We start from the raw sequence: 12,552 nt of genomic DNA on the forward strand, positions 1-12,552 counted from the left end.
CTGACGCAGAATCGGTTTCCAGATGGTTAACGCACCTCACCTGCCATGCGGGCAGTGGCGCGGCGGACAACCATATGCAACACGATGGAAAACACCCCCAAGGTCAGCATCGCGGCGAACATCAGATCAGTCTTTGCACGGCCATTGGCCAACAGCATCAAATATCCCAACCCTTGGGACGAGCCGACCCATTCACCAATCACCGCCCCGATCGGCGCATAGACGGCGGCCAGCCTCATCCCCGACGCCAGCGAGGGCATCGCCGCCGGAATGCGGATATACCACAGCACTGCACGCGGACTGGCCTGCATCGTGCGCGCAAGGTCCAGATAGCCCTGCGGCGTCCGCATCAGCCCATCGAAGAAAGACGAGGTGATCGGGAAATAGATGATCAGCACCGCCATCGCGACCTTGGACCACAGACCATAGCCCAGCCAAAGCGTCAGCAACGGGGCCAGCGCAAAAACCGGCAGAGCCTGCGTGAACACCAGCATCGGCTGTACCAGCACGCGCGCCGCCCGCGAATTGGCCAGTTGCAGCGCAGTGACCACACCCAGAACCGTTCCAAAGGCCAATCCAATCACCACTTCGACCGCAGTGATCCAAGTGTGTTCGGCGATCAGCCAACGGTTCTGCCACCAAGTCTCGGCCACCACGGCGGGGCTTGGCAGGATGAACTTAGGCAAGCCGGTCGTCCAGACGATCCCCTGCCAGATCGCAATCGCAAACACGGTGGCTGCAAGGGCTGAGAGATATTTCATGCAACCGCCTCGCGCAGCAAGCGCAACAGCGCACCTTGCGTCTCAAGCGTCTCAAGGTCGTCCACATGGCGCGGGGCAGGTGCATGCGGCGGCTCACAGGGGGTCAGGCCCTGCTGTGTCATCACCATGATGGATTGGCCCAGCCGGGCGGCCTCACCCGGATCATGGGTGACCAGCAGAACAGTCCGGCCCTGCAATGCCTCGACTGCAAGATCCTGCATATCGGCACGGGTGCGGGCATCCAGCGCCGAGAACGGCTCATCCAGCAGAACAATCGGGCGATCCTCCATGAGCGTGCGGGCTAAAGCGACGCGTTGGCGTTGGCCGCCCGACAGTTCGGCGGGTTTCTTGGTCATATGATCCTGCAATCGCATGCGCTGAATCAGACGGTTGCGCCGCTCCAGATCGACCGACTTGCCCCGAAGCCGCGCACCTAACGAGACATTCTGTGCAACCGTTGCCCAGGGCAGCAGCAGATCATCCTGCGCCATATAGGCCACGCGGTCCTGCATCGGAGCACCGTCACCGGCGGTGATCTGCCCGGTGAACACGGCACCTGTATCAAGCCCGGCAATCAGACGTAGAATTGTGGTTTTACCGACGCCCGATCCGCCCAACAGGCAAGTCCACTGCCCGGCCCCAAGGGTCAGGGTAAGCGGCGCGAACAACGTCGCCCCGTCAATCGTAGCCGTGCCGTTGATGCTCAGATCGGGCGCCCGTGTCATGGGGTCAGGCCCATTTGCCAGAAGTTGACTTCTAGCTCGGTTGCGGTGCGGAAGGTCTGGCACAGGCGGTCCCAGCGAGGCGAGGCTGCAAAGTTCTCACCAATACGCCGTGTTAGAGCCTGATCTAGCAGTTCTCCAACCGCTTTGCACGCGCCTTGGTAGTCGTCGCTGGCATAGGTATCGATCCAATCACGATAGACCTCGGATGTAGCTTCAGAGGCCAACCGCGTGCCGATTTCGCCATAGCCCATCACACAGGGGGCCAAAGCCGCCAGCAGGTCCAGCAAATCGCCACTATACCCGGCCTCAAGCACAAAGCGCGTATAGGCCAGGTTTTCGGCGCGTTCAGGGGTTGCGAACAGCTCCTCCTGGGAAATCCCGGCGGCCTCGCAGATACCGATATGCAGCTGCATTTCCTCGGCAACCAACGCATTTACCGTGGCCACGGCCGCCAGCATTTCGGAGTGAGTCTCGGATTTGACAACCGCCAGCGCCCAAGCACGGGAAAAATGGATCAGGAACACATAGTCCTGTCGCAGGTAATGCAGGAACGCCGCGCGCGGCAGCGTTCCGTCTTTCATCCCTTCCACAAAGGTGTGGCGAGTGTAATCCCGCCACGGCCCCTGCGCGGCATCCCGCATCAATGCGAAAGCTTTGCCGTAATTGCTCATTGCGCGGTCACATCGATGGCAATGTCGCTGACCGGGTTCAGGCTGTCGATCATGCCGCTGCTCTTCAGGAACTCCTCGAACCGCGCATAGCGACCCGCATCAAACGCCGCCGGACGCAGTGCGAACCGGGGCAGCGTGTCGACCCAGGCGCGGGCATTAAGCTCATCCTTCAGCTCGGTCGAGGTGGCCGCGAAGATTTCCCAGCTTTTTTCCGGGTTGTTGACGATATATTGGGTCGCTTTCTCGGTCGCGGCCAAGAATCGGGCGATTTTGTCGGCATCCATCGTGTCGGGATTGGCGACATAGATCAGCTCGTCATAGGGTGGGATGCCTTCCTCTTCGATATAGAAACAACGACCCGCGACACCTTCGATATCCATCTGGTTCAGCTCAAAATTCCGGAACGCCCCGATAACCGCATCCACCTGACCGGTCATCAGCGACGGCGACAGCGAGAAGTTGACGTTGACCATCTCAATCTCATCCAGACCGATATCATGCTGACCCAGAAGGGTTGTCAGGATCGCCTCTTCGACACCGGCGACCGAGAAACCGATTTTCTTGCCCCGCAGATCGGCCAGCGACTTGATCGGGCCATCATCCAGCACCAGCAGGCAGTTCAGCGGGGTGGCAACCAGCGTGCCGACCCGTTTCAGCGGCAATCCCTCATGGATTTGCAGGTGCAGCTGCGGCTGATAGGATACCGCCAGCTCGGCCTGACCGGCAGCCACCAAGCGCGGCGGCGCGGAGGGGTCCGCAGGCGGGATGATTTCAACCTCAAGCCCCTGGTCGGCAAAATAGCCGTTTTCCTGTGCGACGATAATTGGACCATGGTCAGGGTTCACAAACCAATCCAACAAGACGGTCATCTTATCCTCGGCCCAGGCCGGCGCGGCAGCCAGCAGGGCGATTGCAGCGATCAGTTTTTTCATATCTCGCGGTTCCTTCTGTTCACGAGGTTGAAGCCGCGACAAGAACAATCTCGCCCGGCCAATTCGGTTGAATTCGTTCGGCAGCGCGCCAGGCGCGCAATCCGGTAGCACAGCACAATGCCAACCTTTTGCCCTTATTAGGATCTATCTGATTCAGATCATCCGGCGATATCCGTTGCGCATCAGGATGTACCGGGCGCGGGGATTCCTCGGGGCTGCGCAGCTCGATGATCTGGTCATCTGTCGTCAGTTGCCCGGCCGAGAGAAACCGGAAACAGCTGTTCGGCTCGGGCGCATCGTCAAAGCGGAAGGCCGTGCTACGGAGTGTCCGACCATCGTATTGAACCATCTGACCCAGCACCGAGGGCGTCAGTCCAAGGATCAGGTTCAACGCCATCTGTGCCTGCATCGCGCCGACCGTCCCGACGACCGAACCCAGAACACCAGCGGTGGCGCAGCTGGCCCCGCTGTCCGGCGCATCCGGGAACAGCGCCCGCAAAGACGGCGCGCCGCCGCAGAAACCTCCGACATAGCCCGACAGCCCAAGCACCGAGGCGCTGATCAGCGGCTTGCCCTGCGCCAAGCAAGTGTCCGAGAGGATATAGCTGGCCGCATAGCTGTCTGCACAATCCAGGATCACATCCGCCTGAGCGACCGAGTTACTGGCATTTTCGCCTGTTAGAGCCTGTTTTTTGCCGCTGACGTCTATGTCCCCATTGATCGCCTTGCACCGCACCGCCGCACGCTCGGCCTTGGGGTGTCCGCAATCCGTCTCAGAAAACAAGGTCTGCCGATGCAGGTTGGACAGCTCAACCTGATCCCGATCCAGGATCGTGATCTGCCCGACCCCTGCCCCGGCCAGCAATGGCAGGGCCGGGGCAGCCAACCCGCCTGCCCCTACCACCAAGACACGCGCCGAGGACAGTCGGCCCTGCCCTTTTGCCCCAACCTCTGGCAACAGCGTCTGACGGGCATATCGGCTCATCTGGTGACCTCGATCCACTGGCGCAAGCGCGCCTCGGGGTCCGCGTTCAGGGTGATATCGGTCACAACCGAGACGATATCCGCACCCGCCTGCAAGACACCCGGCGCACGTTCGACGCTCATCCCGCCAATGCCAACCAGCGGCGTATCTCCAACACGCGCTTTCCATTCTGTTACGCGGGGCAGACCCTGCTGCTGCCATTTCATCTTTTTCAGGATGGTGGGATAGACCGGGCCAAGCGCCACATAGTCGGGGTCCATGGCCAGCACGCGCTCTAACTCATCATCATCATGGGTGGACACGCCCAGTTTCAAACCCGCCTTGCGGATGGCAATCAAATCGGCCTCATCCAGATCCTCTTGCCCCAAATGCACCCAGTCACAGCCGGCATCGATGGCCGCCTGCCAATAGTCATTGACCACCAGAACTGTCCCATTTGCGCGGCACAGGTCACGCGACTTGGCAATCTGGTCACGCACCACATCCATGGGCTGGTCCTTGACCCGCAGCTGCACCAGTTTCACACCCAGCGGCAGCATCCGGCGCAGCCAGTCCGAATGATCGAAGATCGGATAAAACCGGTCGAGTGTCATGACAGAAATGCCTTTCCAATAACCGGAGTCGAAGGTTCCGCCATATCGCGCGCCTCGATCGGGTCGGCCTGATGGGCCAGTTGCCCGGCCTCGATCGCGCGGGCCATTGCGCGGGCCATCAACGCGGGGTCTCCGGCACGGGCCACGGCGGTGTTCAGAAGAACGGCGTCATAGCCCAGCTCCATCGCGTGGGCCGCGTGGCTGGGCAGACCGATACCCGCGTCAATCACCAAGGGCACATCCGGGAATTCTGCCCGCATCGCCCGCAGGGCATATTCATTGTTCAGCCCCCGCCCTGACCCAATCGGCGCGCCCCATGGCATCAGCACCTCACACCCGGCGGCAAGCAGCCGTTCGCCAACAATCAGATCGTCGGTCGTATAGGGAAAGACCTGAAACCCGTCGCTGGTCAGAATGCGCGCGGCTTCGACCAGCTGGAACACATCCGGCTGCAGGCTGTCGGTATGGCCGATCAGTTCCAGCTTGATCCACTTGGTATCAAAGACCTCACACGCCATATGGGCGGTGGTCACTGCCTCTTTGACCGTGTGGCATCCGGCGGTGTTTGGCAGGACCGATACGCCCAGATCGCGGATCATCTGCCAGAATGTCTGCCCTGCACCGGATTCACGTCTGAGCGAGACAGTGGCAACACCCGCCCCGCTTTCGCGAAAGGCCTGCTCCAGAATAGCCGGGCTGGGATATTGCGCCGTGCCCAGCATCAGCGGGTTGGCCAATGTGGTTCCGTAAAAGGATTTCATCCTCAGCCCCCCTGCATCGGCGCGACGATTTCGATCCGATCCCCTTCTGCCAAAGCATGGGCAACACGCAGCCCCGAGGGCACGAAATCTTCGTTCACCGCAGTGGCGACACGGCCCGAGTAGCCGCATTCCATCAGCAATTCCGATAAGGTCTCGGCCCGCACCTCGCGCGGCTCGCCATTAAGCACGATCTTCATCGACCATCTCCGAATGTTTGTGTTCAAGCGCCAGATCGGCAACGCCCTGGGCCAGCGCCGGTGCCAGCAGGTACCCGTGGCGGTACAGCCCGTTCGCGTAAATCGTCCTGCCCCGACGCCGGATCCGAGGCAGATTGTCGGGAAAAGCCGGGCGCAGATCGACGCCGATCTCTAGCACCTCGGCCTCGCCAAAAGCGGGGTTCAACGCATAGGCCGCGCTGAGCAGTTCCAACATCGAGCGCGCGGTGATGCGGGTTTTATCCTCGGATTCAATCATCGTCGCGCCCAGCATGTAGATGCCATCGCCACGCGGCACGATGTAAAGCGGCATCCGGGGATGCAACAGGCGCACGGGCCGGGTCAGCGTCACATCAGGGCAGCGGATCACCAGCATCTCACCCTTTACGCCCCGAAGATCAGACAAGGCGTCCCGCGCCTGAAGACCACGGCAGTCAATCGCGTTTTCCAACCCAGCAGGGGCGGGTTCGCGATGAAAGGCAACGCCCCGCGCGATAAGATTGTCGAAGACATCCTTTAGCGCCATGCGTGGGTCTATATGGGCTTCGCCCTTGAAATACAGACCGTTGCCGAAACCATGTAGATCAGGCTCTAATGCGGCTAGTTCCCGCTGATCTACCTCATGATACCCCTGCGTTCGACGACCAAACCGACGCAAATCCGGCAAGTCGCGCGCACCGCAAACGACCAAAGTACCGCGCTGATGAACCTTGGTCCGGGTCGCCCACCAGTCAAAAGCACCCTGCCCCAGGCGCAAGACCGGCTCTTCGGCATTTTCGAACTCGCACCACGGGGCCAGCATTCCCCCGGCCCACCAAGAACAGCCATGCGGACCCGGCAGGCCGGCGGGGTCAAAGACTTGCACCCGTGCGCCGCGATGGGCCAATTCGGACGCAACAGCCAAACCGGCCACGCCTGCCCCTATGACAGACCAGATCGTCACGCTGGCCAGACCCGATGGAAATGATGCACCGGACCATGGCCCTGACCCACGCACAGCCCATCAGCCTGGGCGATAGCGCCTTGCAAATAAGCATGTGCCTCTGCCACGGAATCCCGCAAGCTCAGACCTTTGGCCAACCCGGCGGAAATTGACGAGGACAATGTACACCCAGTCCCGTGGGTGTTCTTTGTGTTCCGGCGCTGCGCTGTGAATTCATCCACCAATCCCGAACCGTCGACCAACAGATCATGACATATCTCGCCCTGACCATGCCCGCCTTTCATCAAAACAGACGCGGCCCCCTTTGCGCAAATGGCCTGTCCCTGAACCACCATTTCATCCGGAGACTGCGCTTCGGACTGTCCAAGCAGGCGCGCAGCCTCGGGCAAATTGGGCGTCAGAACAGTCGCGCGTGGTATCAGAAGGTCCATAAGGGTCCGGATTGCGTCACCCGCCAGCAGTGCATCCCCGGATTTCGCTATCATGACAGGGTCCAAAACTATGGGCCCGGCATAGCCCGACAGGGCATCTGCAACGGTCTCGATAATCTCGGGTGTTGCCAGCATGCCGATCTTGATCGCCCCGACATCCAGATCGTTCAGCACGGCGTCGATTTGCGCGCGGATCACACTCAGAGGAATGCCATGAACGGCTGTCACGGCCAGGGTGTTTTGCGCAGTCACCGCCGTAATAACGCTGGCCCCATAAACGCCCAGCGCAGACATCGCCTTGAGGTCCGCCTGAATTCCGGCCCCGCCTCCGCTGTCGGACCCTGCAATGGTCAGGGCAATAGCTGCCATGTCGTTGCTCCATCTTCTAGGGGCAACAACGGAGGATGGAAAACGTCTGTATTCATAAGACCGTTCCCTCCGCCGGTATTGCCCGGATCAGGTTCGATGGGTTGATGCAGCAGCACCTCTCAGCCTTGCGAACAAGGCACCCCAACGGTTGCGCGGACCATTTCAGGCGCGGCGACAATAATCAAGCGAAGAATTACGAGGCTCTGCCTCGCGCTCCGAGGTATTTTTGGCCAGATGAAATGCGGATCACCTGCTTCATCTGGCCCTAAATACCTCGGGGGAGTCGCGGGGGGCAGCGCCCCCTTTTTGGGAAAAGACTTCAGCCCTTCATCCCGTCCCAGAAGGATTTGACGGAGGAGAAAAAGCTGTTGGATTCCGGGTGATTATCTTCACCCAGGTCGTCGAACTCGCGCAGCAGCTCTTTCTGGCGGCTGGTGAGGTTTACCGGAGTTTCCACGGCCAGCTCAATGAACATATCTCCAACACCGCCGCCGCGCAGGGCTGGCATGCCCTTGCCGCGCAGGCGCATCTGGCGACCCGATTGGCTGCCCGCTGGAATCTGCACACGCCCGCGGCCACCGTCGATGGTCGGAACTTCGATCGAACCACCAAGCGCGGCTTTGGCCATGCTGACCGGCACGCGGCAATAGAGGTTCACGCTGTCACGCTCGAACAGCCTGTGATCTGAGACCTCTACAAAGATGTATAGATCACCCGGAGGGCCACCGCGCATTCCAGCCTCGCCTTCACCGGCCAGACGAATGCGCGTGCCGGTTTCGACACCGGCTGGAATGTTAACGGACAAAGCGCGTTCTTTTTCAACACGGCCCGCACCCTGACAGGATTTGCAGGGGTTCTTGACGATTTGACCCAGGCCCGAACAGGTCGGACAGCTGCGTTCTACTGTGAAAAAGCCTTGTTGCGCACGCACCTTGCCCATACCCGAACAGGTCGGACAGGTTGTGGGCTCAACACCGCCTTCAGCCCCAGATCCGTCGCAGGACGAACAGGCAACCGCTGCCGGGACATTGATGGTTTTCTGCTGACCTGAATACGCCTCTTCCAGCGAGACGCGCAGGTTATAGCGCAGATCCGAACCGCGTGCGGCACGACGTCCACCGCCCCCGCCCCGTTGGCCGCCCATGAAATCGCCGAACAGGTCGTCGAACACATCCGAAAATGCACTGGAAAAGTCGCCCTGACCAAAGCCAGCGCCAGGTCGGCCACCGCCGCCCATGCCATTTTCGAATGCAGCATGACCGAACCTGTCATAAGCCGCCTTGCGTTCAGCATCTTTCAGGACGTCATAGGCCTCGTTCGCTTCTTTGAACTGTGCCTCTGACTCCGGATTGTCCTTGTTGCGGTCGGGATGTAATTCTTTGGCCTTCTTGCGAAAGCCTTTCTTGATCTCGTCCGCTGATGCACCCTTGGATACGCCGAGCACATCGTAATAGTCGCGTTTTGACATCAGTATTTCCTTCTGCCTCAACGTAATCGGGCCGGCCCGGTGACCGGACCGGCCCGAATTGGCCCGGTTACCCGTTAGCTACGCTTGTCGTTGTCCAGATCTTCGAACTCGGCATCGACGATGTCATCCTCGCCCGGTGCAGCATCCGCAGCGGCAGGTTCATCTTCGCCGTCTTCAGCTTGCGCTTTGTAGATGGCTTCGCCCAGCTTCATGGCCGCTTCGGTAACGTTCTGGATGCCCGACTTGATCTTGTCGGCATTCTCGGTTTCCAGCTCGTCTTTCAGCGCGGCAATCGCCAGCTCGATGGCTTCGATGGTTGTTGGATCAACCTTGTCGGCATGTTCTTCCATCGACTTTTCTGTCGAGTGGATCAGGCTTTCCGCCTGGTTCTTTGCGTCGACCAGCTCGCGGCGTTCCTTGTCGGCCTCCGCGTTCTCTTCGGCGTCCTTGACCATCTTTTCGATGTCCTCGTCGGACAGGCCGCCCGATGCCTGGATGGTGATCTTCTGCTCTTTGCCAGTGCCTTTGTCCTTGGCCGAAACCGAGACGATGCCGTTGGCGTCAATGTCAAAAGTCACCTCGATCTGCGGCATGCCGCGCGGTGCTGGCGGGATATCTTCGAGGTTGAACTGACCCAGGATCTTGTTGTCCGCAGCCATTTCACGTTCCCCTTGGAAACAGCGAATGGTCACGGCGTTCTGGTTGTCTTCGGCGGTCGAGAAGACCTGAGACTTTTTCGTCGGGATCGTGGTGTTGCGGTCGATCAGTCGGGTGAACACGCCACCCAGCGTTTCGATACCCAGCGACAGCGGTGTCACGTCCAGCAGAACAACGTCTTTGACGTCACCCTGCAGAACACCGGCCTGAATGGCGGCGCCCATGGCAACCACTTCGTCCGGGTTCACACCTTTGTGCGGCTCTTTGCCGAAGAATTTAGTGACCTCTTCGATCACTTTCGGCATCCGGGTCATACCACCGACCAGAACAACCTCATCTACATCGCCAGCCGACAGGCCAGCATCTTTCAGAGCAGCCGCGCAGGGCTTCATCGACTTCTTGATCAGATCACCAACCAGCGATTCCAGCTTGGCACGGGTCAGTTTCATGACCATGTGCAGCGGCTGGCCGTTGGCGCCCATCGAGATGAACGGCTGGTTGATCTCGGTTTGTGAGGTCGAGGACAGTTCGATCTTGGCTTTTTCCGCAGCTTCTTTCAGACGCTGCAGCGCCATCTTGTCCTGGGACAGATCGACACCGTGTTCCTTTTTGAACTCATCCGCCAGGTAGTTGACGATGCGCATGTCAAAGTCTTCACCACCCAGGAAGGTGTCGCCATTGGTCGATTTAACCTCGAACAACCCGTCGTCGATTTCCAGAATGGTTACGTCGAAGGTACCGCCACCAAGGTCATAAACCGCGATGGTTTGGGTTTCTTCCTTGTCCAGACCATAGGCCAGAGCGGCAGCTGTCGGCTCGTTGATGATCCGCAACACTTCCAGGCCGGCGATTTTACCGGCATCTTTGGTCGCCTGACGCTGTGCGTCGTTGAAATAGGCCGGAACGGTGATAACGGCTTGTGTGACTTCCTCACCCAAGTAGCTTTCAGCGGTTTCCTTCATCTTGCCCAGAGTGAAGGCCGAAATCTGGCTTGGGGAGTACTTTTCACCGCGGGCTTCGACCCACGCGTCGCCATTGCCGCCATCAACGATGGCGTATGGTACCATTTTCTTGTCTTTTTCGACTTCGGCATCATCCACACGACGACCGATCAGGCGTTTGACGCCAAAAACCGTGTTGTCAGGGTTGGTGACCGCCTGGCGTTTCGCAGGCTGACCGACCAGTCGCTCATCTTCGGTGAAGGCGACGATCGAGGGCGTGGTCCGCGCCCCTTCGGCGTTTTCGATGACCTTCGGCTGCGAGCCGTCCATGATGGCAACGCACGAGTTGGTGGTGCCGAGGTCAATCCCGATTACTTTTCCCATATGTTCAATCCCTTTCTCTTCAAGGCGATGTCCCGAGGCCCGACCCGTTATGGCATCTGGCCCCGATCTGATTTGCGCAATGGTCCTACACCATCGCGCGTCCCGGCGTATATAAGGACGGGAACAGGGGCCTGCAAGCATTCACAAATGCAGGTTTTCAGGAATCTGCAGCCTTTTTAGCAAGGTTTTGGCAAGGATTGAGGAATCTGGAATGGCGCGGCTGCTTTTACGCGGTTTTGAAATCAGGAAAGCTTACCTTGACGGAGCTGCCCAGGCACAGCTGATCACGCTGTTGCGTCCGATTCTGAAATCAGCACCTTTGTTCCGCCCGACCACCCCTTCGGGCAAGGAAATGTCTGTTCGCATGACCTCGGCCGGGGCGCTGGGTTGGGTCACTGACAAGAACGGGTACAGGTACCAGCCGCACCATCCAAAGGGTATGGAATGGCCCGCCATTCCAGACTGCATTCTGGATATCTGGCGCGATCTTGCCAGCCCCGAACGTGACCCCGACTGTTGCTTGGTCAACTACTATGGCGAAGGGGCGCGAATGGGCCTGCATCAGGATAAGGACGAGGCCGATTTTTCCTGGCCGGTCCTTTCGATCTCATTAGGTGACGACGCGTTGTTCCGCATTGGCAACACGACCCGAGGGGGCAAAACGGAATCGATCTGGCTTGGCTCGGGCGATGTTGTTGTGATGGGCGGACCCGCGCGCCTAACCTATCACGGGGTAGATCGCATTCGTTTCGGGTCTTCAAAACTGTTGCCAAAAGGCGGGCGGATCAACCTGACCTTGCGCGTGGCGGGTTAACGGCGTGCGCTCCAGCTTTGCGACACATGCTGGCGGGTAAAGAAAATTCCAAGCAAGCCGATCAACAACAGAGCCAACCCGACCCAGACAGGATATTCCCAGTTGGTATTGCGCGGATAGTAATTTCGAAAAACGAAACCCCGACACTGGTCGATAATGTGAAACAACGGATTCCAGGCGAACATGGTCAACATGAACCCGCCCAGCGCATTGCCGACGAACATTTTTCCCGAGAACACCATATTCAGGCGCCGGTAAATCGTGCTCATGATCGTGGCAGTGGTCGGAAACCAGGGCTTGATCGCCATGAACACCACGCCGACCGCACAGCCCGTGAACCAGGCCAGCATCAGCATGGCAAAGGCGCCACCGGGCTCCTGAATCTCCAGCGGAGCAACCGATACGCTGTAGACAAACAGGATGATGACGATTGTCAAAACCTGAGTATACAGCGACCCGAAAGCGGTAGCCATAAGCACGACCATCATGTTCATCGGCGAATGCAGCATCATCGGGTTATTACCCGTGTCCACTCCGGAAACCGAACCGACGGCTTTAATGTGCGTCAGAAACAGGAAAACCCCAGACAGCAGATACAGAATGAACTCACCCCGGATTTTGGCAACGCGCGCGCCAAGAAGGGACATGATCACGTAAAACACACTCACCAGCACCAGAACCTGGAAAATATTGATAAGCACCGAAAGCACAGCATTGCTGTGTTGAGATCGGACATTCCGGACCACGGCGTGAAACACCAGTTCCGCCGTCGTAAACGCACCGCCTATAAGCGACCGGTTTCGCTTGTAATAAAACACCCGAAGCGTCTTTCCTGTATTATTGCCTGCAATCTGGCACGAAATTCTTGCCGTTCCGTAACCAGCACAGCATAAGGCCGTCAG

General features: G+C 59.1%; 14 protein-coding genes and 1 riboswitch. Of the genes, 1 reads left to right on the forward strand and 13 read right to left on the reverse strand.

The features are described from left to right. Positions 1-26: 26 nt before the first annotated feature. The 12 genes from AC2FLG_RS17670 to dnaK all read right to left on the reverse strand — a co-directional run bounded on the left by AC2FLG_RS17670 (position 27) and on the right by dnaK (position 10,836). On the reverse strand, positions 27-761 hold the full coding sequence (locus tag AC2FLG_RS17670; protein WP_271950546.1) for an ABC transporter permease: 735 nt from the start codon (positions 759-761) through the stop codon (positions 27-29). Further along, positions 758-1,486 carry an ABC transporter ATP-binding protein gene (locus tag AC2FLG_RS17675; RefSeq protein ID WP_496702859.1) on the reverse strand — a complete coding sequence of 243 codons (729 nt, stop codon included), beginning with the start codon at positions 1,484-1,486 and terminating at the stop codon, positions 758-760. The genes AC2FLG_RS17670 and AC2FLG_RS17675 overlap by 4 nt, the downstream gene beginning before the upstream one ends. Continuing rightward, positions 1,483-2,157: a thiaminase II gene (gene tenA, locus AC2FLG_RS17680; protein WP_496702861.1), complete on the reverse strand. Its 675-nt coding sequence runs from the start codon at positions 2,155-2,157 to the stop codon at positions 1,483-1,485. The genes AC2FLG_RS17675 and tenA overlap by 4 nt, the downstream gene beginning before the upstream one ends. Further along, positions 2,154-3,089, reverse strand: a complete 936-nt coding sequence (locus AC2FLG_RS17685) for an ABC transporter substrate-binding protein (RefSeq protein ID WP_496707330.1) — start codon at positions 3,087-3,089, stop codon at positions 2,154-2,156. The genes tenA and AC2FLG_RS17685 overlap by 4 nt, the downstream gene beginning before the upstream one ends. Before the next feature lie 19 nt (positions 3,090-3,108). Next, positions 3,109-4,074 (reverse strand): ThiF family adenylyltransferase, encoded by a 966-nt coding sequence (locus AC2FLG_RS17690; RefSeq protein WP_496707331.1) that lies wholly within the window; start codon positions 4,072-4,074, stop codon positions 3,109-3,111. After that, a complete protein-coding gene (locus AC2FLG_RS17695; RefSeq protein ID WP_496707334.1) occupies positions 4,071-4,667 on the reverse strand; it encodes a thiamine phosphate synthase in 597 nt (198 codons plus the stop codon). Before AC2FLG_RS17695 ends, AC2FLG_RS17690 begins: the two co-directional genes overlap by 4 nt. Continuing rightward, on the reverse strand, positions 4,664-5,428 hold the full coding sequence (locus AC2FLG_RS17700; RefSeq protein ID WP_496707336.1) for a thiazole synthase: 765 nt from the start codon (positions 5,426-5,428) through the stop codon (positions 4,664-4,666). The genes AC2FLG_RS17695 and AC2FLG_RS17700 overlap by 4 nt, the downstream gene beginning before the upstream one ends. 2 nt (positions 5,429-5,430) lie before the next feature. Further along, positions 5,431-5,625 (reverse strand): sulfur carrier protein ThiS, encoded by a 195-nt coding sequence (gene thiS / locus AC2FLG_RS17705; RefSeq protein WP_496707339.1) that lies wholly within the window; start codon positions 5,623-5,625, stop codon positions 5,431-5,433. Next, complete coding sequence (locus AC2FLG_RS17710) at positions 5,609-6,586, reverse strand: FAD-dependent oxidoreductase (RefSeq protein ID WP_496707404.1); 978 nt, start codon at positions 6,584-6,586, stop codon at positions 5,609-5,611. Before AC2FLG_RS17710 ends, thiS begins: the two co-directional genes overlap by 17 nt. Further along, on the reverse strand, positions 6,583-7,386 hold the full coding sequence (thiD, locus tag AC2FLG_RS17715) for a bifunctional hydroxymethylpyrimidine kinase/phosphomethylpyrimidine kinase (RefSeq protein WP_281973406.1): 804 nt from the start codon (positions 7,384-7,386) through the stop codon (positions 6,583-6,585). The genes AC2FLG_RS17710 and thiD overlap by 4 nt, the downstream gene beginning before the upstream one ends. 47 nt (positions 7,387-7,433) lie before the next feature. Continuing rightward, a riboswitch (TPP riboswitch) is annotated at positions 7,434-7,540 on the reverse strand. Positions 7,541-7,705: 165 nt separating this feature from the next. After that, the gene (gene dnaJ / locus AC2FLG_RS17720; RefSeq protein WP_142637347.1) at positions 7,706-8,854 is read right to left on the reverse strand and encodes a molecular chaperone DnaJ; all 1,149 of its coding nucleotides are present in this window, start codon (positions 8,852-8,854) and stop codon (positions 7,706-7,708) included. A gap of 74 nt (positions 8,855-8,928) precedes the next feature. Next, the gene (dnaK, locus tag AC2FLG_RS17725; protein ID WP_281973405.1) at positions 8,929-10,836 is read right to left on the reverse strand and encodes a molecular chaperone DnaK; all 1,908 of its coding nucleotides are present in this window, start codon (positions 10,834-10,836) and stop codon (positions 8,929-8,931) included. A 211-nt stretch (positions 10,837-11,047) separates the two neighbouring features. Between dnaK and AC2FLG_RS17730 the strand changes: the two genes are divergently transcribed. Continuing rightward, positions 11,048-11,650: an alpha-ketoglutarate-dependent dioxygenase AlkB family protein gene (locus tag AC2FLG_RS17730; RefSeq protein ID WP_142637351.1), complete on the forward strand. Its 603-nt coding sequence runs from the start codon at positions 11,048-11,050 to the stop codon at positions 11,648-11,650. Here the strand turns inward: AC2FLG_RS17730 and AC2FLG_RS17735 are convergent. Then, positions 11,647-12,468: an ABC transporter permease gene (locus AC2FLG_RS17735; RefSeq protein WP_496707342.1), complete on the reverse strand. Its 822-nt coding sequence runs from the start codon at positions 12,466-12,468 to the stop codon at positions 11,647-11,649. The two genes, AC2FLG_RS17730 and AC2FLG_RS17735, sit on opposite strands and share 4 nt — an antisense overlap. Positions 12,469-12,552 lie beyond the last annotated feature (84 nt).

It is taken from the genome of Ruegeria sp. CDSA193 (assembly GCF_059611885.1).

Coding starts and splice junctions, on each gene's coding strand:
- AC2FLG_RS17670 (WP_271950546.1), bottom strand. CDS start 761: ATGAAATATCTCTCAGCCCTTGCAGCCACCGTGTTTGCGATTGCGATC.
- AC2FLG_RS17675 (WP_496702859.1), bottom strand. CDS start 1,486: ATGACACGGGCGCCCGATCTGAGCATCAACGGCACGGCTACGATTGAC.
- tenA (WP_496702861.1), bottom strand. CDS start 2,157: ATGAGCAATTACGGCAAAGCTTTCGCATTGATGCGGGATGCCGCGCAG.
- AC2FLG_RS17685 (WP_496707330.1), bottom strand. CDS start 3,089: ATGAAAAAACTGATCGCTGCAATCGCCCTGCTGGCTGCCGCGCCGGCC.
- AC2FLG_RS17690 (WP_496707331.1), bottom strand. CDS start 4,074: ATGAGCCGATATGCCCGTCAGACGCTGTTGCCAGAGGTTGGGGCAAAA.
- AC2FLG_RS17695 (WP_496707334.1), bottom strand. CDS start 4,667: ATGACACTCGACCGGTTTTATCCGATCTTCGATCATTCGGACTGGCTG.
- AC2FLG_RS17700 (WP_496707336.1), bottom strand. CDS start 5,428: ATGAAATCCTTTTACGGAACCACATTGGCCAACCCGCTGATGCTGGGC.
- thiS (WP_496707339.1), bottom strand. CDS start 5,625: ATGAAGATCGTGCTTAATGGCGAGCCGCGCGAGGTGCGGGCCGAGACC.
- thiD (WP_281973406.1), bottom strand. CDS start 7,386: ATGGCAGCTATTGCCCTGACCATTGCAGGGTCCGACAGCGGAGGCGGG.
- dnaJ (WP_142637347.1), bottom strand. CDS start 8,854: ATGTCAAAACGCGACTATTACGATGTGCTCGGCGTATCCAAGGGTGCA.
- dnaK (WP_281973405.1), bottom strand. CDS start 10,836: ATGGGAAAAGTAATCGGGATTGACCTCGGCACCACCAACTCGTGCGTT.
- AC2FLG_RS17730 (WP_142637351.1), top strand. CDS start 11,048: ATGGCGCGGCTGCTTTTACGCGGTTTTGAAATCAGGAAAGCTTACCTT.